The 22,145-nt window shown below is 53.6% G+C and carries 17 protein-coding genes; 5 read left to right on the plus strand and 12 right to left on the minus strand.

All coding sequences use genetic code 11. The features are described 5' to 3' along the window. The first annotated feature begins 7 nt into the window (after positions 1–7). Complete coding sequence (locus ACJY2G_RS08495) at positions 8–1,651, plus strand: CBM96 family carbohydrate-binding protein (protein WP_439291675.1); 1,644 nt, start codon at positions 8–10, stop codon at positions 1,649–1,651. A gap of 59 nt (positions 1,652–1,710) precedes the next feature. On the opposite strand, the gene xylR is transcribed toward ACJY2G_RS08495, so the two are convergent. The 4 genes from xylR to xylF form a co-directional block, all read right to left on the minus strand. After that, positions 1,711–2,898 carry a D-xylose utilization transcriptional activator XylR gene (gene xylR, locus ACJY2G_RS08500; protein ID WP_112289398.1) on the minus strand — a complete coding sequence of 396 codons (1,188 nt, stop codon included), beginning with the start codon at positions 2,896–2,898 and terminating at the stop codon, positions 1,711–1,713. 178 nt (positions 2,899–3,076) lie between these two features. Beyond that, positions 3,077–4,276, minus strand: coding sequence for a xylose ABC transporter permease XylH (gene xylH, locus ACJY2G_RS08505; RefSeq protein ID WP_120161450.1), 1,200 nt, complete (start codon positions 4,274–4,276; stop codon positions 3,077–3,079). Then, positions 4,269–5,810, minus strand: a complete 1,542-nt coding sequence (locus tag ACJY2G_RS08510) for a xylose ABC transporter ATP-binding protein (protein WP_439291648.1) — start codon at positions 5,808–5,810, stop codon at positions 4,269–4,271. The genes xylH and ACJY2G_RS08510 overlap by 8 nt, the downstream gene beginning before the upstream one ends. Before the next feature lie 65 nt (positions 5,811–5,875). Continuing rightward, entirely contained in the window at positions 5,876–6,868 is a 993-nt protein-coding gene (gene xylF / locus ACJY2G_RS08515; protein ID WP_439291676.1) for a D-xylose ABC transporter substrate-binding protein, read from the minus strand. A gap of 382 nt (positions 6,869–7,250) precedes the next feature. On the opposite strand from xylF, the gene xylA reads away from it, so the two are divergent. Both xylA and xylB read left to right on the plus strand, forming a co-directional pair. Further along, on the plus strand, positions 7,251–8,570 hold the full coding sequence (xylA, locus tag ACJY2G_RS08520) for a xylose isomerase (RefSeq protein ID WP_120161445.1): 1,320 nt from the start codon (positions 7,251–7,253) through the stop codon (positions 8,568–8,570). A 91-nt stretch (positions 8,571–8,661) separates the two neighbouring features. Further along, a complete protein-coding gene (gene xylB / locus ACJY2G_RS08525) occupies positions 8,662–10,113 on the plus strand; it encodes a xylulokinase (RefSeq protein WP_430319121.1) in 1,452 nt (483 codons plus the stop codon). Positions 10,114–10,740: 627 nt separating this feature from the next. Here xylB and lsrG read toward each other — a convergent pair. The 6 genes from lsrG to lsrA are packed head-to-tail and all read right to left on the minus strand — an operon-like array spanning position 10,741 to position 16,617. Next, positions 10,741–11,031, minus strand: coding sequence for a (4S)-4-hydroxy-5-phosphonooxypentane-2,3-dione isomerase (gene lsrG / locus ACJY2G_RS08530; protein WP_112288394.1), 291 nt, complete (start codon positions 11,029–11,031; stop codon positions 10,741–10,743). Between the two features lie 3 nt (positions 11,032–11,034). Then, positions 11,035–11,910 (minus strand): 3-hydroxy-5-phosphonooxypentane-2,4-dione thiolase, encoded by an 876-nt coding sequence (lsrF, locus tag ACJY2G_RS08535; RefSeq protein WP_430319122.1) that lies wholly within the window; start codon positions 11,908–11,910, stop codon positions 11,035–11,037. 19 nt (positions 11,911–11,929) lie between these two features. Beyond that, positions 11,930–12,931, minus strand: coding sequence for an autoinducer 2 ABC transporter substrate-binding protein LsrB (gene lsrB, locus ACJY2G_RS08540; protein ID WP_439291677.1), 1,002 nt, complete (start codon positions 12,929–12,931; stop codon positions 11,930–11,932). A gap of 28 nt (positions 12,932–12,959) precedes the next feature. Then, positions 12,960–13,985, minus strand: a complete 1,026-nt coding sequence (gene lsrD, locus ACJY2G_RS08545) for an autoinducer 2 ABC transporter permease LsrD (RefSeq protein WP_439291649.1) — start codon at positions 13,983–13,985, stop codon at positions 12,960–12,962. Further along, positions 13,985–15,061, minus strand: a complete 1,077-nt coding sequence (gene lsrC, locus ACJY2G_RS08550) for an autoinducer 2 ABC transporter permease LsrC (protein WP_430319124.1) — start codon at positions 15,059–15,061, stop codon at positions 13,985–13,987. The genes lsrD and lsrC overlap by 1 nt, the downstream gene beginning before the upstream one ends. Further along, positions 15,055–16,617 carry an autoinducer 2 ABC transporter ATP-binding protein LsrA gene (gene lsrA, locus ACJY2G_RS08555; RefSeq protein ID WP_430319125.1) on the minus strand — a complete coding sequence of 521 codons (1,563 nt, stop codon included), beginning with the start codon at positions 16,615–16,617 and terminating at the stop codon, positions 15,055–15,057. Before lsrA ends, lsrC begins: the two co-directional genes overlap by 7 nt. Before the next feature lie 231 nt (positions 16,618–16,848). Here lsrA and lsrR point away from each other — a divergent pair, with 231 nt between their 5' ends. Beyond that, complete coding sequence (lsrR, locus tag ACJY2G_RS08560; protein ID WP_112288400.1) at positions 16,849–17,823, plus strand: transcriptional regulator LsrR; 975 nt, start codon at positions 16,849–16,851, stop codon at positions 17,821–17,823. Positions 17,824–17,893: 70 nt separating this feature from the next. Next, complete coding sequence (lsrK, locus tag ACJY2G_RS08565; RefSeq protein WP_165353194.1) at positions 17,894–19,486, plus strand: autoinducer-2 kinase; 1,593 nt, start codon at positions 17,894–17,896, stop codon at positions 19,484–19,486. 614 nt (positions 19,487–20,100) lie between these two features. Here the strand turns inward: lsrK and kdgT are convergent. Continuing rightward, complete coding sequence (kdgT, locus tag ACJY2G_RS08570; RefSeq protein WP_120161434.1) at positions 20,101–21,099, minus strand: 2-keto-3-deoxygluconate transporter; 999 nt, start codon at positions 21,097–21,099, stop codon at positions 20,101–20,103. Positions 21,100–21,359: 260 nt separating this feature from the next. Continuing rightward, positions 21,360–22,025, minus strand: coding sequence for a fructose-6-phosphate aldolase (gene fsa, locus ACJY2G_RS08575; protein WP_439291650.1), 666 nt, complete (start codon positions 22,023–22,025; stop codon positions 21,360–21,362). Positions 22,026–22,145: the final 120 nt, after the last annotated feature.

The raw sequence follows: 22,145 nt of genomic DNA on the forward strand, positions 1-22,145 counted from the left end.
GACTCTCGTGAGTTACGGGGCTTTTTATTTCCGTCAATTCTACCGGTCACTCATTTCGGCTCATCGTTATAAAACAAATCATTCTTTTCTTCTTCATCTTATTTTACGTGCACATTTCACTGGCAATGAAATAATAAAACCTCTCAGTGACTCCAGCGGAAATCCTTTCTTTTTTAAACACGACTCAATATTTAAATACCCTTGCCGCGCCGTTAAGGATGCCAATATGAAATGTAGATTTTATTTTTCTTTGCTGCTGGCCTGTTGTGCAGGAATATCGGTACCGTCCGTTCAGGCTGCTGACGGACAGGCTAATGTGGTGTGTAGTTTCAGTCATATGAAACCGGATGACGCCATATTAATGCCCGGAATGCCAGGCATGGCAATGTCCCATGATTTTGTGGGCAACCGCTCCACCGACGCCTTCTCTACGGCAGAAAGCCTTCTCCTGCATTCAGGCACAACCTGTAATAACGCGGCGGACAGCACCGGTTATTGGGCGCCGACCATGATGTTACCTGATGGTCAGGTGGTGAACCCGGCCTACATCAAAATTTATTATCAGGCAAATAATGTTGCACAGTACCCTATCACCGCTTACCCACACGGTTTGCAGTTACTGGCGGGTGATCACCGGGGCTCGGGGCCGAATCCTCAGGTTAATTTCTTATGCGCAAATGGCAATGGTTACACCCACACCGCCGACCAGACCTGCGGCCTGCGCTCCGCTGGCGACGCCGTGCAGTTCAATATTGCTGTGATGTTTCCTAACTGCTGGGATGGTGTCAACCTGAAAGCCAAGGGCACAAAAAATGCCGTCTACAGCGACAATTCAGGGAAGTGTCCGGCCGACCATCCTGTCAAAATTGCCTCAGTGAATATGAACATTGCGTATGTCCTTCCTCAGATCCAATCGCTGGATGTCAGTAAAATCAAGTTATCACTGGATCCTCAGATGATTGACGGTCAGCTGACACCACTCTGGGGCAGTATTTATACCGCACATGGTGATTTCATGAATGGGTGGACAGAAGATGCAACCAAATTCATGGCTGACCGTTGTATGAATTATTCTATGGAATGTTCGACGAATATCCCTTACAGCTATACCGATGCAGAAGCTGATACCTATGTCAGCAATCAAACTGATGCCGAAAACAATTATGGCAGTGTCCCGACATTATTAGTGCAGGATGACTGGAGAAACTCCAGCCGCGATTATCATAAACAAATGCTGGCATTAATTAAATTCAAAATCCCCGCTTTACCGCCAAATGTGGATGATTATCCCGGCGTAAGCTTTAAATATAAAATCCGCATTTATAATGGAAATATTTCTGATACAAGTGCCTTTACTATTTTCTTCTACCCAACCACACCTGATGGCTGGGATGAAAATACTGTGAACTGGAATAACAAACCGTCATTTAAATATACTGCGGATGCCAGTTTGTATATGGATAACGTTCAGCAATTCCGCTATGTCGATGTCGATAAAGCCGTCCGTGCAGCTATTGCTGCAGGGCAAACCGAAGTGGCGTATTACATAGGCGGCGAACGCACCGGCCGCACTATCAGTGTCGAAGCAAAAGAAAGCGGTAAGCCGCCGGTTCTGATGCTTGCCGGTTATCAAAAGGTCGTCGAACCTTAAAAAGCGGAAGGTCTGCCTTGCCCCGTTGCCCTCACAACGGGGCTTTTTTTATGTGGTTTCTAAACGTCCTGATAGACACTTTCGCCGTGAATACTCCGGTACTCTTTCGGCGTCATTTCGTAGCCTTTTTTGAATACCGAATAGAAATATTGCAGCGACGGATAGCCGCACATCTGCGAGATCTCATTAATTGAAATTGACGTCGCCGCCAGCAGATTGCGCGCCCGGTCGAGTTTTTCCTCGTGGATCACACCGTGGATTGTTTGCCCGGTTTCATCTTTAAAGCGTTTTTCCAGGTTCGAACGCGACATCCCGATGGCATCAAGAACCTGCTCTACCTTAATCCCTTTACAGGCGTGATAACGGATATAGTGCATGGCCTGGATAACCGCCGGATCGCGCAAAGAACGGAAATCAGTTGAACGGCGCTCAACCACTTTCACCGGTGGCACAAGAATGCGCTGTAACGGTAAATCGCGCTGATCCAGCAACTGATGCAGGAGCTTTGCCGCCCGGTATCCCATCTGCCGCGTGCCTTGCACCACGGAAGACAGCGCCACGCGTGACAAATATCGTGTCAGTTCTTCGTTATCAATGCCGATCACACTGAGCTTTTCCGGCACCGGAATATTCAGATGCTCGCAGACCTGCAACAGATGGCGTGCCCGGGCATCGGTGACGGCAATAATGCCAGTTTGCTGCGGCAAGGTCTGGATCCAGTCGGCCAGCCGGTTCTGCGCGTGCTGCCAGTTTTCCGGCGCGGTTTCCATCCCCTGATACACCACCCCCTGATATTGCTCAGCCGATACCAGTTTTTTGAAAGCGTGTTCGCGCTCCTGTGCCCAGCGTTTCCCCCCCGCATCAGGTAAACCATAAAATGCGAAACGGTTGATACCTTTCTCTTTGAGGTGCATAAAGGCCGCTTCAACCAGCGCGTAGTTGTCGGTGGCGATGTAATGCACTGGCGGATAATCGTCTTCCTGATGATAGGAACCGCCGACGCCCACTATCGGAACATTTAGATCCTTAAGCAACGTCTCGATTTCCCTGTCGTCAAAATCAGCAATGACGCCATCGCCGAGCCAGTCTTTAATATTATCTATACGGCAGCGGAAATCCTCTTCAATGAAGATATCCCAGTCGCTTTGTGAGGCCTGCAAATACTCACCCACGCCTTCTACTACCTGACGGTCGTAAACTTTGTTAGCGTTAAATAACAGAGTGATCCGATAACGTTTCTCAAACATGCCTGTCTCTCACCGGTTTCTAATAGACTAAGCCTCATTCATTGCGCTAACTGAATGAGGCTGATTGCGTTGGTCAATAGCACAGCGCAATGGCTTAGGTTGATTTGGCATAGTGATTATGTGAGGTTCCTCAGGTTTTCCTGCATTGCCTCGCATAATCACCGCCACAGCGGAGGATTTATGCGCGTCTCTTGGTGGCCGAATCCATCCAGACCGCCAGCAGCAGGATCGCGCCTTTGACGATGTACTGCCAGAACGTTGGCACGTCCAGCATACTCATGCCGTTATCCAGAGATGCCATGATGAAAGCGCCCATTACGGCACCCGCAACACTCCCCACCCCGCCCGCCAGGCTGGTTCCGCCAATAACGCAGGCGGCAATGGCATCCAGTTCGGCAATATTACCCGCCGATGGCGAACCCGCGCCCAAACGTGAACTGAGGATCAGACCGGCGATAGCGACCATCAGTCCGTTAATCGCAAATACCGCCAGCTTGCTGCGTTCAACGTTCACGCCGGATAACCGCGCCGCTTCGATGTTGCCACCAATGGCATAAATACGACGACCAAATGAGGTGCGGGACGCCATAAACATGCCGCCCAGCATCAGCGCTACCAGAATCAGCACCGGCGTCGGCACGCCGCGATAGTCGTTGAGCAGATATATCGCACCCAGCGCAATGATGGCCGTCAGTGCCTGACGGGTGACATCGTTTTTAGCCGCGCTCACCGGCAATCCGAGAGCTGCACGCTGTTTACGCCGGTGCCATTGCCAGCCGATAAACAACGCCAGAGCCACCGCACCGATACCAAAACCTAAGGTATCTGGCAGGTAGCTTTGACCAATCAGCGACATCGCAGGCGTCGTCGGCGACACCGTGGTGCCGCTGGTGATACCTATCAGAATGCCGCGAAACGCCAGCATTCCTGCCAGCGTGACGATAAATGACGGTACCTTACGGTAAGCCACCCACCAGCCGTTCCATGCGCCAAGCAACAATCCAAGCGCCAGCGTCACCACGATAGTCAGTGGCAACGGCCAGCCGAGCCAGACGTCAAAAATCGCCGCCACGCCGCCGAGTAAACCCATCATCGAGCCGACGGACAGGTCGATTTCCGCAGAAATAATCACGAACACCATGCCGACGGCCAGAATGCCGGTAATGGCGGTCTGGCGCAGCAAATTAGAAACGTTACGCGCGCTGATATACGCGCCGTCGGTGGTCACGCTGAAAAACACGATAATCACCGCAATGGCCGCCAGCATGACAAAAACCTGCAGATTGATACTTTTCAGTTTTTTGACCGATAGCACGGCCTCTGAACCGCTCTCGTTGACGGCGGCGGAAGGGGTTCCTGGCTGGGGAAATTTAGACATAAGCTTCACTCCTCAATGCGGCTTCCATGACCTGCTCCTGACTTAAATTGTTATTTTCCAGGCAGGCTTTCACCTGCCCGAGATGCATCACTACGACGCGGTCACTCAGTCCAAGCACTTCGGGTAACTCTGATGAGATAACGATGATTGCCATTCCCTGTGCCGCAAGCTGGCCGATCAGTTTGTAGATTTCATGTTTTGCTCCCACATCGATTCCGCGTGTAGGTTCATCAAGAATTAAGATTTTGGGTTTAAGCAGCAGACAACGCGCCAGAATGGCTTTTTGTTGATTGCCGCCGCTGAGCCTTCCGATTGCCAGCTCGGGAGAAGATGTTTTAATTTTGAGTTGTTTCACCGATTCGCTGATGGTGTGCTGTTCCTGCGCTTCACGCAGAACACCGCCACCGCTGAACTGGCTCAGCGCTGCCAGCGTGATATTGCTGCCCACCGCCATCACCGGCACGATGCCGTCGCGTTTGCGGTCTTCGGGCACCATCGCCAGGCCACGGCGCATGGCATCACGGCAATCGGTAATCTGCACTTTATGACCTTCGAGCCAGACATCTCCTGACCAGCGCCCCGGATAAACACCGAAAAGGCACTCCATCATTTCTGTTCTGCCTGCACCGACCAGCCCTGCGACGCCCAGTACTTCGCCCTGACGCAGCGTGAAACCGGCGTTATCCACCCGCTTTATGTGGCGATTCACCGGATGCCACGCAGTGAGGTTTTCAATGCGCAAAATTTCATTACCCATCTGCCGCTCACGCGGGGGGAATAACTCAGTGAGTTCGCGGCCCACCATCATAGCGATGATGTCCTTTTCCGACGTGCCGGCCGCATTGCAGGTGGCGATATGACGTCCATCACGGATGACGCAAAGTTTGTCGGAGATAGCTTTCACTTCGTTCAGTTTGTGGGAAATGTAAATGCAGGCGATATCGTGATGGCGCAAATCACGGATAATATCGAGCAAAATCGCGGTTTCACTTTCAGTGAGAGACGCCGTGGGTTCGTCAAGCACCAGCAAACGCACCTGCTTGTTGAGGGCTTTAGCAATTTCAACCAGCTGCCGCTGCCCTAATCCCAGTTCGCCCACCAGCGTATGCGGATCGATATCGAGTTTGACCTGCGCCAGCATACGCTGACAACGCAGATACATTTTATCGGTATCGAGCAGGCCAAAGCTGCCCCACTCATTGCCCAAAAACATGTTTTCCAGCACGCTCAGTTGTTTTACCAGCGCCAGCTCCTGATGAATTATCGCAATCCCTTTTTGTTCAGTATCACGAATACCTTTTGCAGTAAGTCGTTCACCTGAAAAATAAATTTCCCCCTCAAAAGTTCCGTGCGGATAAATTGCGCACAACACTTTCATTAATGTCGATTTTCCGGACCCGTTCTCGCCGCACAGGGATAACACTTCGCCTGCGGCCAGCGTCAGACTAATATTATCAACCGCTTTTACCGCACCAAATTTCTTAGTGACATTTCGCATATCCAGCAGGGGTAATTTTTCATATTGATCTGGCATGTTTACCTCCAGAAAAAACAACACGTCAAAAAGAAGTGTTGTTTTCGTAGAAAAATATTGAAAAATTAGAGATCTGATTTCTTATGGAAACCGTCAGCCACCACGGTGCTATCAATATTATTTTTATCCACCTGAATCGGTGTTAATAAATACGAAGGCACTTCTTTTTTACCGTTATTTAATGTCGCATTAGATTTTGGCGTTTCACCTTTACCTAACTGCACGGCAATTTCGGCAGCATCATTGGCCAGTTTGGTGATGGGTTTGTAAACCGTCATGGTCTGCGTACCCGCTTCGATACGTTTGATCGCCGCAAGATCAGCATCCTGACCGGAGATCGCGACTTTACCCGCCAGACCCTGTGCAGATAACGCCTGCACCGCACCACCGGCGGTCGCATCGTTGGAGGCGACGACGGCATCGATTTTGTTGTTGTTGGCGGTCAGCGCGTTTTCCATAATCTTCAGGGCATTTTCAGGCAACCAGCCATCAGCCCATTGATCACCCACCACTTTTATCTTGCCGTCTTTGATTAGCGGATTGAGTACTTTCATCTGACCGGCGCGGAAAAGCTTGGCGTTGTTATCCACCGGCGAGCCGCCCATCAGGAAATAATTGCCTTGGGGTACGCGTTCAACCAGGCTTTGAGCCTGAAGTTCGCCCACCTTTTCATTATCAAAAGAGATATAAAAATCAATGTCGGCGTTATTAATCATGCGGTCATACGCCAGCACTTTTATGCCTTCCTGTTTGGCTTCGGCAATCACATTACTCAGCACTTGTCCGTTATAAGGAATGATCACCAGCACATCGACGCCACGGTTGATCATATTTTCAATCTGCGCCATTTGGGTTTCTTCATTACCATTCGCAGACTGAACAAAAACATCCGCACCGAGCGTTTTGGCTTTAACCACAAAAATATCACGGTCTTTTTGCCAGCGTTCTAAACGTAAGTCATCAATAGCCATACCAATTTTAATTTCTTTCGCCAACCCTGACTGACTGAAAAGCACTAATGCGGCACAGGCAGAAAGAATTATTTTATTCATTTTCATCATGTCAGACCTTTTATAAGAATAAGTAGAGGCAGATACAGAAGAGTTCGTACAGCAATGACACAAGGATTGTTGTCGCTGGGTAATTAATCGGCAATTGCAGATTTTAATCACTGCATTACGATTTTTTGTTTATTTCAGGAATTATGATGGGGATCATGGTTTGCCTGTAATACAAGCACGATAAGACTTTTTATTGTCGGGACATCGTGGAAGTTTAATAAAAACCATGAAGAAAACTGCTTATTTATGCGATCTGCCGCACACTTAATAATTCTATTAAATTGAGTGTGAAATAACGTAATTGTGGGATTTAACATCTCCTCCGAAGATAGAGCCTCAGCTTCCCAGTCCCGCTGGGCCCGTTTTCAAGGAGTTTTCAATGCACGCATATTTCGACAAGCTTGACGCCGTTCGCTACGAAGGTGCTAACAGCACTAACCCGCTGGCATTCCGTCATTACAATCCTGAAGAAGTCATCCTCGGCAAAACGATGGCTGAGCATCTGCGTTTCGCAGCCTGCTACTGGCACACATTCTGCTGGAACGGCAATGATATGTTCGGCGTGGGCGCATTTGATCGTCCGTGGCAACAACCCGGCGATGCGCTGGAGCTGGCGAAACGTAAAGCAGAGGTGGCGTTCGAGTTCTTCCAGAAACTCAATGTGCCTTACTACTGCTTCCACGATGTTGACGTCTCGCCGGAAGGCGCGACGATTAAAGAATACATCAATAATTTTGCCGTAATGACCGATGTTCTGGCGCAAAAACAGGAAGCCAGCGGCGTTAAACTGCTGTGGGGCACCGCGAACTGCTTTACCAATCCACGTTACGGCGCGGGTGCGGCAACCAATCCAAATCCTGAAATCTATACCTGGGCAGCGACGCAGGTTGTTCATGCGATGAACGCCACTAAACAGCTCGGCGGTGAAAACTATGTGTTGTGGGGTGGCCGCGAAGGTTATGAAACGCTGCTCAATACCGACCTGCGTCAGGAGCGCGAACAACTGGGTCGCTTCATGCAGATGGTGGTTGAACACAAACACAAAATTGGTTTCCAGGGCACCCTGCTGATTGAGCCAAAACCGCAGGAGCCGACCAAGCATCAGTATGATTATGACGTGGCGTCCGTTTACGGGTTCCTTAAACAGTTTGGTCTGGAAAAAGAGATCAAAGTAAATATCGAGGCGAACCACGCGACGCTGGCTGGTCACTCTTTCCATCATGAAATTGCCAACGCCATTGCTCTCGGTATCTTCGGTTCCGTCGATGCGAACCGCGGTGACCCGCAGTGCGGCTGGGACACTGACCAGTTCCCGAACAGCGTGGAAGAAAATGCGCTTGTGATGTATGAAATCATCAAAGCCGGCGGTTTCACCACCGGCGGTCTGAACTTCGACTCTAAGGTGCGTCGTCAGAGCACCGACAAATATGATCTGTTCTACGGCCATATTGGTGGCATGGATACCATGGCACTGGCGTTGAAAGTGGCGGCCCGTATGATTGAAAGCCGTGAACTGGATAAACACGTTGCACAGCGTTACGCCGGCTGGAATACAGAACTGGGTCAGCAGATCCTCCAAGGCAAAATGTCTCTGGAATCCCTGAGCAACTATGCGCAACAAAACGCGCTGGCACCTCAGCACCAGAGCGGCCAGCAGGAACGTCTGGAGAATCTGGTTAACCGTTATCTGTTTGGTTAATCTTGTAAAATAAGCTCACGCCCTGCCCGCTTTGTGCGGAATCGCAGGGCGTAAATCGTTCTGGGAACGGGTTAACAGAAAAGGGAAAAATATGTATCTCGGAATAGATCTCGGCACGTCTGGCGTCAAAGCCATTTTGCTTAGCGAAGAAGGTCGGGTGGTCGCCAGCCACAGTGAGGCGTTAACCCTTTCCCGTCCCCATCCTTTGTGGTCTGAGCAAAATCCGGCCGACTGGTGGACAGCAACAGACCGCGCGTTGTCTGCGTTATCTAAGCAACATGCCCTGCAAAGCGTAAAAGCGGTCGGCCTGACGGGTCAGATGCATGGCGCCACGGTTCTTGATGCAAAGCATCAGGTTCTGCGTCCGGCAATTTTATGGAACGATGGCCGCAGTTTCAGCCAGTGCGGGAAACTGGAAGCAGAACTCCCGGACTCCCGCCAGATAACCGGCAACCTGATGATGCCCGGCTTTACGGCACCAAAACTGCTCTGGCTGCGCGAAAACGAACCTGACTTGTTCGCGAAAATAGACAAAGTATTGCTGCCCAAAGATTATCTTCGCTGGCTGATGACCGGCGTTTTTGCTTCCGATATGTCTGACGCCGCAGGCACGATGTGGCTCGACGTGGCGAAACGCGACTGGAGTGACAAAATGCTCAGCGCAACCGGCCTGACGCGTAAACACATGCCGGAGCTTTTCGAAGGCAATCAGATTACCGGTCAGTTACTCCCAGAACTCGCTTCCCGCTGGGGAATGGATTGTGTGCCAGTCATCGCCGGTGGCGGTGATAATGCTGCTGGAGCGGTAGGTGTCGGGTTATACAAAACGGGTCAGGCGATGCTTTCTCTTGGCACGTCCGGCGTGTATTTCGCGGTCAGCGACGGATTTCTGAGTAATCCGCAACAGGCGGTACACAGTTTCTGTCACGCGCTGCCGGACACCTGGCATCTGATGTCGGTTATGCTCAGTGCCGCATCCTGTCTGGACTGGGCCGCGAATCTGACCGGCACCGCTTCAGTGGGTGAGCTGATCACTCTGGCGCAGAAAACTCAACCCGCCGACTCTCCTGTCTGGTTCCTGCCGTATCTGTCCGGTGAACGCACGCCGCACAATAATCCGAATGCCAAAGGAACGTTGTTTGGCCTGACACATCAGCACGGCCCTGCCGATATTGCCCGCGCGGTGCTCGAAGGTGTGGGATTCGCTCTGGCAGACGGTATGGACGTGTTGCACGCAACCGGTCTGAAACCGCACAGCATCACGCTGATTGGCGGCGGTGCCCGAAGCCCTTACTGGCGGCAAATGCTGGCGGATATCAGCGGTAAGACGCTGGAATACCGCACCGGCGGCGATGTCGGTCCGGCATTGGGCGCAGCGCGTCTGGCGCAAATTGCGATGAATGCGGGTAAACCGCTGGAACAGTTCCTGCCGGAGTTGGCACTTGAGCAAGTGCATGAACCAGACAGTGTTAAGCACACGGCATATGCGGAGCGGAGGAAAGTGTTCAGGGAGTTATATGTAAGGCTTGAAGGGTTGATGTAATTGGCCATTACAAGGGAGATTTAATCAACATTAGATCGAGAAGGTTTCGGTTTCTCAAGTGCAGCGGTCACCTGACGCACAGTGCCGAAACCGACCAGAGGGGAAAGGCTTTTCCCCTCTGAACTCCCCTCGCTTTTTCAAACACGTGATCCGCGCGCTGGCTATGTTTCAGATACCGCAGTGACAAGCTGGAAATCTTGCCGCGTTGCGGTGCCTTCTCTCGGTCCTGGAGCCTCTGGTCTCCAGGCCGCTCCGCTCAGCAAGATTTCTGAATCGCCCGCGCGATCTTAAAGTCAAAACCAATCCGCTTTTCATATCAAAATCAGTAAGGTTGCGAAGTAGAAGCCTGAGGCCGGTTCCAAAATACCGCCGGAGGGAGAGGTGGAAAACCGCGTGTCTTTTACGCGGGTTGTAACCCGAACGAAGGGAACCGCGCAGCGGCGGGGTTTTGCGGCTATCACTGCGGCTGATGAAACATAGTCAGCGAGCGAAGCGCGCAGTGAAAGAGCCCGGGGGGTCTTGGGGGGTGGCGGCGATAGGCCGCCCCCCAAGTCGGTGTGGGCCGACGCCCACGGTTTTGAAGTTGCAGTTGCAGTTGCAGTTGCAGTTGCGGTTAGAAATTACAGGTCAAGGGTAAATCCCCTTGAAAGTTGTCTTCTTCCTCGGCTCCGACATAATCCCCTCAAGCGCTTCAACGCATTTCAGATAATGGGGGGTTTTCTTGTGCGCCAGCACAGCATCATTATCCTGATAGGCTTCGTAGATAAAGAATCGCGTCGGTACATTTTCGTCCTGCAACACATCAAACCTCAGGTTTCCCGGTTCTTTCACCGCACCTGAATGATTGGCGTGAAACACTTCCAGAAACTCGTCCACCTTTTCCGGCTGAACATTAATTTCGACCAGTGTCACTTCCATGATTCACCCCTTTTCGCTCAGGAACAGTTCGTATGCGTGCGCCACGCTGGCGTTTTCATGCACCACCGCTTTCACAGCTTTCAGCATGGCGATTGGCGATTCTGACTGGAAAATGTTACGCCCCATATCCACACCGGATGCGCCCTGGTCTATAGCGTTGAAACACATTTCCAGCGCCTCGCGTTCCGGCAGCTTTTTACCGCCTGCAATCACGATCGGCACCGGACAGCCCGCCGCGACGCGTTCGAAACCTTCATCGACATAATAGGTTTTGATGATGTTCGCGCCCATTTCAGCCGCAATACGGGTTGCCAGCGAGAAGTAACGCTGATCACGCGCCATGTCTTTGCCGACGCCGGTCACCGCCATGGTCGGCATGCCGTAACGCATCCCCTGATCGACCAGCTGGATAATGTTTTTGATCGACTGATGCTCGTATTCACTGCCGATATACACCTGCGCCGCCATCGCCGCGACGTTCAGGCGCAGCGCGTCCTCTATCGCGACGGCAACGGTTTCATTGGAAAGCTCAGTCAGAATCGAGTTACCGCCGGAAGCGCGCATTACCACTGGCTTATTGACCGCCGCCGGAACCACACTGCGCAGCACGCCACGGGTACACATCAGTACATCGGTATGCGCAAACAGCGGTGCAATATTGATATCGATACGCTCAAGGCCAGTGGTCGGGCCCTGAAAATAGCCATGGTCGAACGCCAGCATCACTGTACGCCCGGACCCCGGATTGAAAATACGCGCCAGCCGCGACTGCATTCCCCAGTCCAGCTGACCGCTGCCTTTTAGGAAAAACGCATGATTGTCCTGCGGCGTGCCGATGCCGAAGTTCTTGCCGTCTCTGATATCGTCCAGATCTGCCATGTTCATTTCTCCTTAATCGTCAGAAGTCGTATTTGCCGATGTTGTCTTTAGTGAAGACCACGCGTTCCGGCAGTAACACGATGCCGTTGCCTTTGGCCTCATACTGGTAGCCCTGCACGCTGTTCGGCACGACTTCTACCGATCCGACGTTTGGCACATCCAGTTTGTCACCTACGTTGAGTTCGCCTTTTTTCAGTAACTGATCGGCGACGTAAACCGAAATCTTGCCCTGACTGACCACGTCCCACAGGCCGAACTGTTTCACCGTCCCGCGCTCAACATAAGGGCGCATGACGTTTGGCGTACTGAAGCCGACAATGGTCACATTAGTACGTTTGAGGTTTTCCGCCGCCTGTGCGGCCGCCGGTAATGCATTGGCGTCTGGTGCAATAATCGCGTCGAGATCACCGTAGGATTTCAAAATCCCTTCGGCGGTTTGCAGCGATTTGGTGGCGTCGTTATAGCCATATTGCGTGGTCACGATTTCCCAGCCCGGATGCTCTTTGGCAATTTTGGCTTTCGCCTCTTTTACCCACTGGTTCTGGTCGGTCACCGTCGGGCTGGAGTAGAAAAATGCCACTTTGGCTTTTTCTTTCTTCACCTGGCTGGACGTAATATCCACCAGCATCGAGCCGAGCTGTTGCGGAGTGCCCTGATTGATGTAAATCGAGCGACATTCTGGTTTGGTGTCAGAATCCCAGGTCAGCACTTTCACGCCGCGTTGCATGGCGCGTTTAAGTGCCGGACACAGGCCATCCGGTGATACCGCCGCGACCACAATCGCGTTGTATCCCTGATTGACGAAGTTGTTGATCATTTGTACCTGACCGGAAACGCTCGGTTCGGTCGGGCCGTCATACGTGACGTCCACACCCAGTTCTTTCCCCGCCGCCGTCGCGCCATTGCCGCCGCTGGTGAAATAGCCGACGCCCACGAGTTTTGGGATAAAGGCGATACGTTCTGCCGCCTGCGCACTCACGCAGGCGAGGCTTACGGCACTGGCAATCAGTAAGGTTTTCATTGTGTTGGCTTTCATCATTAACCCCGGCTTATTTAGAAGACGTCAAGGAAGGAGAAGGCGCAGACCAGCGCTGGCGATAACGCTGGAAAACACTGCGGATAAGACCACGGTTGAGGCTGGCGGAACGACCGATGACCACCAGGATCAATAGCGCGCCGGACAGCGCACTGGAAACCTGACTGGAGACGCCGACCATCTGCAAGCCCTGCTGGAGATACCCGATCAGCAGCGTCGCCAGCGCCGTGCCGAGAATGGAACCTGAACCGCCGTAGATATTGGCGCCGCCAAGCACGACCGCCGTGATAGCAGGCATCAGCAAAGCGTTGCCGAGATCAGAACGGGCAGAGCCGAAATAGGATGTCATCAGGATGGCGGCGACCGCGGAGGCCAGGCCGGTCATCCCGTAAAGGGCAAACACCGTGCGGCTGACAGGCAATGCGCCATAGCGCGCCACGCGGGCATTCTGTCCGATGAGGAAGACATTGCGACCGGTGCGACTGCGGTGCATCAGCAACCAGAAAAACAGCGTCGCCAGCAGGAAGATCACCAGCGGCATCGGCAGACCCAGCACCACCTGATTAGCAAAGTTGGTGAACGCATCAGGGAAATTACCGATACCCTCGAAACCCGTCGCGCCCGCCAGCCCGGAAAGCAGTAAGGCACTGCCGCCGAACAGATAAAGCGTGCCAAGCGTGATGACCAGCGGGTTAACGCCGGTATAAAGGATCAGAGCCGCATTCAGCAAACCACAGGCCGCGCCAAGCGCCAGCGTCATGATGATCGCCAGTGCCAGCGGAACGCCAGCCTGAAAAAGTACGCCGAGCGCGATGGCGCACAGGCCGATGGTCGAACCGAAGGAAATGTCGATGCCGCCGCTGACAATCACCAGGGTCAGCGGCAATGCCACAATTCCGATGGTGATGAAATCGCTGGTGCTGAACAGCAGCGTATTCGCATCCAGCATGCGCGGATTGGCGAAACCGAACAGTAAGATTTCGATGACCAGTAACGCCAGCAGCGCGATTTCCCAGCCATATTGTTGGAGTTTATTCATCACATCACCCCGCTCTTTTTGCCGGTACTTAACCGGCGGCTGGTATTTTTTGATGGCTGAGATTTACGTTCAGCAGTTTTCTTCTGAAGCGGCGGACTGGCCGTCAGGAAGCGTGAATACTTCTGACGCCGCAGGTTTTTCTCCAGCGCCTGCCGCAATCTGCCGTCGAATACCAGCACCGCCAGCAGCACTAGTCCGGCGATAAAATCGTTCCACCAGGCAGGAAGACGCAACAGCACCAGCACGCTGTCGATTTGTGTCAGGAAATACGCGCCGAGCACCGCGCCGAGTATAGATCCGGTGCCGCCGAGCAGGCTGATACCACCAAGTACGCAGGCGGCAATGGCTTTCATTTCCAGTCCGCTTCCGGTCTGGTTAGGCACAAAACCGATTTGCGAGGCGAAGACAATACCGGCGATGGCCGCCATCATGCCGTTGATGCCGAACGCCAGAATGCGTACGCGGTTCACAGCGACACCCAGTTGCCGCGCACCTTGTAAGTTATCGCCCACCGCGTAAAAACTGCGGCCAAATACGGTACGGCTGAGCATCCAGAACATCGCCACCAGTAAAGCCATCACCAGCCAGCCCAGCGATGAAACGCTGAGAAACACCGGTTCGGACAACGATTTCAGTCCGGCAGGTAAGCCTTCAATCCATTTGCCGCCGGTCATCAGCAACATCAGCCCGCGGTATAAACCCAGCGTGCCTAAAGTGGCGACAATCGCCGGAATGCGCAGCCAGGCCACCAGCACGCCGTTGAATAATCCCGCCAGCAAACCGGTGCCGAGAGTGACCACACAGGCCAGCGGCAGGTTCATGCCGCCGTTGAGCAAAACCCCCAGCGTCACGGCGCAGAGGCCGGTAATGGAACCGACCGACACGTCGATATTGCGGGTCAGCATCACCACCGTCGCGCCCATCGCCAGCAACATCAAAATTTGCGCGCTGCCGAAAATCATGCTCAGCGTCTGAAAGCTGAACGACTGCCTGTCCATTGCGCCGAGTAAGGCAAACAAGGCGATGATCGCCATCAGCGCGGTCAGTTCACGGTTGTTTTGTATCCGCTTCAGCATGAGGATCCTCCGGTGGCGGGGGTTTTGGCGTGATTACCAAACGCGATGTGCATAATGTTGCTGACGTTGATGTCGCTGCCCTGCAACTCGCCACTCATTTCGCCCTGATGCATGACAAAGACCCGGTCGGCCAGCCCTTCAATTTCATCCAGATCAGAAGAAATCAGGATCACCGCCACGTTCTGTTCAACGACATTGCGCAGCAGCTGATAAATATCCGCCCGCGCAGAAACATCGACTCCGCGCGTTGGTTCATCGACGATCAGCACCGCAGGCTGGGCTTCCAGACATTTCGCAATCAGCAATTTCTGCTGATTTCCGCCAGAAAGCGTGCGGGCAGTTTGCGACCCGTCGCGATATTTGATACCCAGCGCACGGTGATAACGCTCCAGCACTGCCGCCTCACGTTTGATATTCAGCCACCAGCTCTGACGGTTGAACGTGAGCGATGTGGTGTTCCAGCTCAGTGGCGCATCCAGATAAAGGCCGGACGCCTGCCGGTCTTCCGGCAAATACACCAGCCCTTTTCTAAGACGTTGTAAGGTGCTAAACCCGCTGATGTCCTGTTGCAACAAAAGCACCTGACCGCTTTGTGCATCCCGCAGGCCATACAGGGTTTCGGCCAGTTCGGTGCGCCCAGCGCCGACAACGCCTGCCAGCCCGACGATTTCCCCGGCGCGGGCGCTGAATGAAATATTGATAAACCCTTCACCGGTCAGGTTTTGCACCTGCAAGACCGGCTCGTTTCCCGACGAATTACGCCGTGCTCCCGGTAAATCCAGCCACAGCTTTTGTTCTGCGGGCAGTGCAGTGGCCTGCGTTTGCGGTGTGATAGCCGCAATCAGCGCATCGTTATCCAGCTCAGAAAGCGCGCCGCTGAGCGCAATTTTACCGTCGCGCATCACGCTGACCCGGTCGGCAATGGAGCGGATTTCCGGCAATTTGTGCGAGATGAACACCACGCCGACGCCCTGCGCCGTCAGGTGTCTAACCTGCGTAAACAGGCGGGCGGATTCCGCGGGAGTCAGCGAAGCCGTCGGTTCATCGAGGATCAGCAAACGCGCATCACGCATCAGCCCGCGCAGAATTTCCACCAGTTGCTGATCCGCCACTTCCAGCGTTCCGGCCAGTGAACCGAGCGGCAGATTGCAGCCCAGTTCAGTCAGCGACTGTTGCAGTTTTTTCTCGCTGGCCTGATGTGCGGGAAGACGGAAAAGAATGTTTTCGCGCACGCTGAGGCTCGGAAACAGCATCGGTTCCTGCGGCACCAGATAGATACCCGCCTGATGTGCTTTGGCAGGTGTCAGCGCCACCAGCGGCGCGCCACCAAGTCGCATTTCGCCCCGGTCGGCAATCTCGACACCGGCGATGATTTTCATCAGCGTCGATTTCCCCGCGCCATTCCCGCCCAGCAGTGCATGTACCTCACCGCGTTGCAGGCTGAAATCGATATCTTTCAGCACCGCAACACCGGAAAAGCTTTTACTGACACCGCTGACCTGCAACAGCAGGTCCGGGGATGGTGCGTCTGCTGATGAGTTTTCGCTGGACTGCATACGCTGGCCTCAGGTGAGATACATTAAGTGAACAAATGTATTTATTGTTTAACAATGCTCATAAAGCTAGTCTGTGGTGACGCGGAAAACTTTTGCCCTGATCACAGTTTGTTCAACTCATATACTCTGCGTTATGATTCGGGCAGTAATCATTTGAAATTTGCCAAATACATCACAGTTAACAACATTTCGTTAACGAACAATTGATCTACATTTTGATAAGTGTTCACTATGAATGACAAAACAACGCTTTCCGATTTGACTAACCATCCGGAATTCAGCATGGGTGAAGAGGAACTGCTGGCGCGCACCGCGTGGTTCTATTACCACGACGGCCTGACCCAGAATGAGATTGGTGAACGGCTCGGACTGACACGGCTTAAAGTGTCGCGCCTGCTGGAAAAAGGCCGGCAATCCGGAGTGATCCGAGTACAAATCAACTCGCGTTTTGAGGGCTGTTTGTCGCTGGAAAACACGCTGCTTGAGCGCTTTGGTTTGCAGCAGGTTCGTGTGCTGCCCCAGCTTGCCGACGGTTCGCTGAGCGCACGACTGGGCGTCGGCGCGGCGCATATGCTGATGACGATGTTAAAACCAGAGCAATTGCTGGCCGTGGGATTTGGCGAAACCGCCATGAGCACCTTGCAGCATCTGAGCGGGTTTATCGCCTCTCAGCAGATCCGTATGGTGACGCTTTCCGGCGGAGTCGGTCCGTATATGACCGGCATCGGGCAGCTTGATGCAGCCTGCGGCGTGAGCATTATTCCTGCGCCGTTGCGGGCGTCATCAGCCAGCGTGGCGACCATTTTCCGTCAGGAACGCAATGTTCACGACGTGATGCTGGCGGCCTGCGCTGCGGATATCGCCGTCGTCGGCATCGGTTCGCTGAACCAGAAACAGGAGGCGACCATTTTGCGCTCCGGTTATATCAGCGAAGGCGAACAGCTTTTATTTGGCCGTAAAGGCGCAGTAGGCGACATTCTCGGGTTCTTTATGCAGCGCAATGGTGAGCTGGCGGAAAACATGGCGATCCACGACGAACTGATTGCCGTCGCACCGGACGAACTGGCCAGCATTCCGACGGTATTAGGCGTAGCGGGCGGAGTCGAGAAGGCCGAAGCAATTGTCGCCGCACTGAAAGGCAAACGAATAAACGCACTGGTTACTGAAGAGAGCACAGCAAGAGCCATGCTGGCGCTGCTCGGCTGACCCGCAGGGAGTGAGGGGTGTGGCGGTCAGGTAACCGGTGCCCGATAAACTGGCACGAGAGAACATCACGATGACCCCTACCCTGAACTCTGACGACGATCGTAGCTATCTGATGGCGCTGGATGCCGGTACCGGCAGTATCCGGGCGGTAATTTTCAATCTTGAAGGTGAGCAGATTGCCGCCGGACAAGCAGAGTGGATCCATCTCGCCGTGCCGGATGTCCCCGGTTCGATGGAGTTTGATCTGCAAAAAAACTGGCAGCTTGCCTGTCAGTGTATTCGCCAGGCGCTGCATGAAGCGCATCTCCCTGCTTCCGCTATCCGTGCCGTTGCCGCCTGTTCTATGCGCGAGGGCATCGTGCTGTACGACAAATCCGGCGAGCCTGTCTGGGCGTGTGCCAACGTCGATGCCCGCGCCAGCCGTGAAGTCTCCGAATTAAAAGAAATCCACGATTTCGAATTTGAACGCGAAGTCTATGAATGCTCCGGCCAGACGCTGGCGCTGAGCGCAATGCCGCGTCTGCTGTGGCTGGCGCATCACCGGCCTGACATTTACCGGCAGGCAGCCACCATCACGATGATCAGCGACTGGCTGGCGTATATGCTCAGCGGCGAGCTGGCGGTGGATCCGTCCAACGCCGGCACCACCGGTATGCTGGATTTAGCCACCCGCAACTGGCGCCCTGAACTGCTGGATATGGCGGGGCTTCGCGCCGATATGCTTTCGCCGGTGGCAGAAACCGGTACCCGCCTCGGCTATGTGACGGCCCGCGCTGCGGATGCCTGCGGCCTGAAAGCCGGAACCCCCGTCGGCATGGGCGGTGGTGATGCGCAACTGGGCACGCTTGGCCTCGGGCTGGTGCGTCCCGGTCAGACGGCGGTTCTCGGCGGTACATTCTGGCAGCAAATCGTCAATCTGCCGCAAGCGGTCACCGATCCGGAGATGAATATCCGCGTCAATCCGCACGTCATTCCCGGCATGGCGCAGGCTGAATCCATCAGTTTCTTCACCGGCCTGACCATGCGCTGGTTCCGCGATGCTTTTTGTACGGAAGAAAAAACCATGGCGCATCGTCTTGGCGTGGATGCCTACAGTTTGCTGGAAGACATGGCGGCGCGGGTACCCGTCGGTGCCTGGGGCGTGACGCCGGTATTCTCGGATGCGATGCATTTCAAGAACTGGTATCACGCCGCCCCGTCTTTCATCAATCTTTCCATCGATCCTGAAAAGTGCAACAAACCGGTGCTGTTCCGTGCGCTGGAAGAGAACGCCGCCATCGTCTCGGCCTGCAATCTGGATATGATCGCTGCATTTTCGGGCGTACGGGCCAAATCGCTGGTGTTCTCAGGCGGCGGTTCGAAGGGCAAATTGTGGTGTCAGATTTTAAGTGATGTGACCGGCGTTCCGGTGAATGTGCCGGTGGTAAAAGAAGCAACCGCGCTGGGTTGTGCGATTGCAGCGGGTGTCGCTGCAGGTGTGTATTCGTCGCTCGCCGACACCGGTGAAGCGCTGGTGCGCTGGGAACGGGAATATCAGCCGGATGTGGCGAATCACGCAAAATATCTGGTGCAGAAAGCCAACTGGCAGGAAGTGTATGCGGATCAGCTTGGGCTGGTGGACAGGCAGCTGACGACGTCGATGTGGAAAGCACCAGGATTGTGAGGGTTAGCCACCCTAACTGGCTGCCTGAGGTCAAGGTCGTGGGCTCGCCGCCCACACTAGCTTTAAGGTCAACACCTTGGGCTGCCACCCAAACTGGCCTTAAGAGGCGCCTATCGCCGCGCCTCTTAAGAATCTCCGGCTCTTTCACTACGCGCTATCGCTAGACACTATGTTTCAGTTACTACAGTGACAGGCTGGAAAGCTTGCCGCTACGCGGTCCCTTCTCCCGGTGTTCGAGCCCTACGTCTCGAACCCGCTCCGTTCAGCAAGTTTTCTGAATCGCCCGCACGATCTTAAAATCAACGGCAGATTGTCTTTTATCATTTAAAAGAGTTTATTGGCGTGCTCAAAATTCAGCTGAACGGAGCGGCTTCGAGACCATTGGCTCGAAGACCGAGAGAAGGCAGTGCGAAGCACCTGGATTTGCGCCACCTACTAATTCACCAGAACATGTCCGTTGTGCCTGCGATAGCGCGCAGTTAAGAGACGTGGGAGATCCAAGAGGGGCCCGTCATGACCCCTCTTGGTCGGTTTCGGCGCGAAAAGCCGCATGATAACCGGTGCTAAAAAACCGAAACTATCACAGTCCATAACTAAGAGGCCATAACACCCAGTTATTTGACACTCGCCATCGGCGGATCCATCGCCACTTTGCCTTTCACTGCTTTGTTTTTCACTCTTCTTGACCACATCGCTGTCAGGATCGGCACCAGTATCGAGGTAACGATAACCGAAGTAGCGACCAGCGCCGTGGCGGCCGGGGCGATAGGTTTGAACTGCGGGACCATTTCGGCAATCAGTACCGGCGTCGCTACGGCAGCACCCGCGGAACTGGACGCGGCGATACCTGCGGTGCCATCACCGCCGCCGATAAATTTGTCGGCGAGGATCAGCGGGATACCGGTGATCACAATGACTGACACGCCCAGCAATATGCCTAACAGACCGGTTTGTGCAATGACGCTCAGGTTGATGGTGTTACCGAGGGCGAAAGCGAAGAACGGGATCAGCGTTTGTACCGCTTTGCTGAAGAACTCGCGCAGTTCAGGATCCAGATTGCCTAAGCCAAAACCGACCAGGAATGGCAGCACCGCGCCAACGAAAACATGAGGTTCAAAGGACGCAATCCCTGCTGTGCCCAGGATGACCATCGTCATCAGCGGGCCGGACTCCAGAGACATCAGGACGAAAGCCCCCGCCTCTTCTTTGGTGCCGTATTGCTGCATTACTGAGGCATACAGGCCGCCGTTGGTCATGTCCATTGCGGCGACCAGCGCCAGTACCGAAAGCCCGGCGAAGAAACCAAACTCCACGCCATTTTCCGGCATAAACCGTGATGCTATCGCCGCCACAACCCAGGCGACCGCGATTTTCGTGACCACCAGCGTGCCTGACTTACGCAACACGGTTCCGGTTGCGCTCAGTTTGATCGAGGCTCCCATGCAGAAGAACCACACCGCCAGAATCGGTACGGTGCCGGTCATCAGTCCGTTAGTGAAAGAGCCAAAATATTTGCCCGAATCAGGCGCGAAGGTATGGCACAACGCACCAAGAAAGAGAGGCACTAACATCATTCCGCCAGGAATTTTTTCTATCGCTCGTTTAATGTGCATATTTTTTCACCTGATTAGAAGTAACGGACCACTGAATGCCGCTACGTTATCCATTTATCAGGTGTATAAAAGTGACTCGCCTCATAAATTGAAACGATGTTTCTATTTTTTAGATCGGTAGTTTTATTAATTTATTCCGTCAATATTTAATTTCGGAGCGCAATCACATTTTCAGATTTTTATTATTCAGAAGGTGTCTGTCAGAAAACAAAAAACCCGCAGCAGTCGCCTGTGCGGGTTCGGTATGGCTGGAATGAAAATCAACTGATTGACGTTGTTCCGAAAGCCTGGCGCCAGTCGGCATCAAATTTTTCGACGGCCGCCTGCACTGCCGGTGTATCGAGCAGTTGCTCAGCGACATCGACCGGCAGAGTGATTGACTGACAACCGGCCAGCAGACAATCCATCGCCTGGCGGGGCGTTCTGAAACTGGCCGCCAGCACTTTTGCATGTGGCGCATGAAGATTCAGCAGGGTCTGCAACTCCTTCACTACAGCAATACCATCACCGCCCTGCGCGTCCAGACGGTTGACGTAAGGCGCGACATATTCAGCCCCTGCCAGTGCCGATAATAACCCCTGACCCGCCCCGTAAACGGCGGTGCCGAGGGTCGGGATATTCATCCCTTTCAGTTTTTTAATCGCGGCCAGACCTTCACGGGTTACGGGGACTTTTACCACTAAACCAGATACGCGCTGCGTCAGTAACAACGCTTCAGCTACCATCTTTTCAGCATCAGACGCCATCACCTGCGCGAATAATTTGCCATTACCGCCCAGCGCATCCCGCAACGCAGGCAACACTTCCCACAGCGATTTACCTTCTTTCGCCACAATGCTGGGATTTGTCGTCACCCCCTGCAACGGCAATATGCGTGAAAGACGTTTGACCGCAGCCACATCAGCAGTATCGAGATACAACTCCATAACCCTCTCCTTAAACATGTGAGCAAATGCAAAGTTCAGTGAGTGTACGCCTGCAAGCAGAAGATTTGTTGATCATCATCAAAATCACTTTCGAATGAAAGCATGTAAATTACGTAAGAA

This window comes from Rahnella sp. ATs2, assembly GCF_051851855.1.
Lineage (GTDB): Bacteria > Pseudomonadota > Gammaproteobacteria > Enterobacterales > Enterobacteriaceae > Rahnella > Rahnella variigena.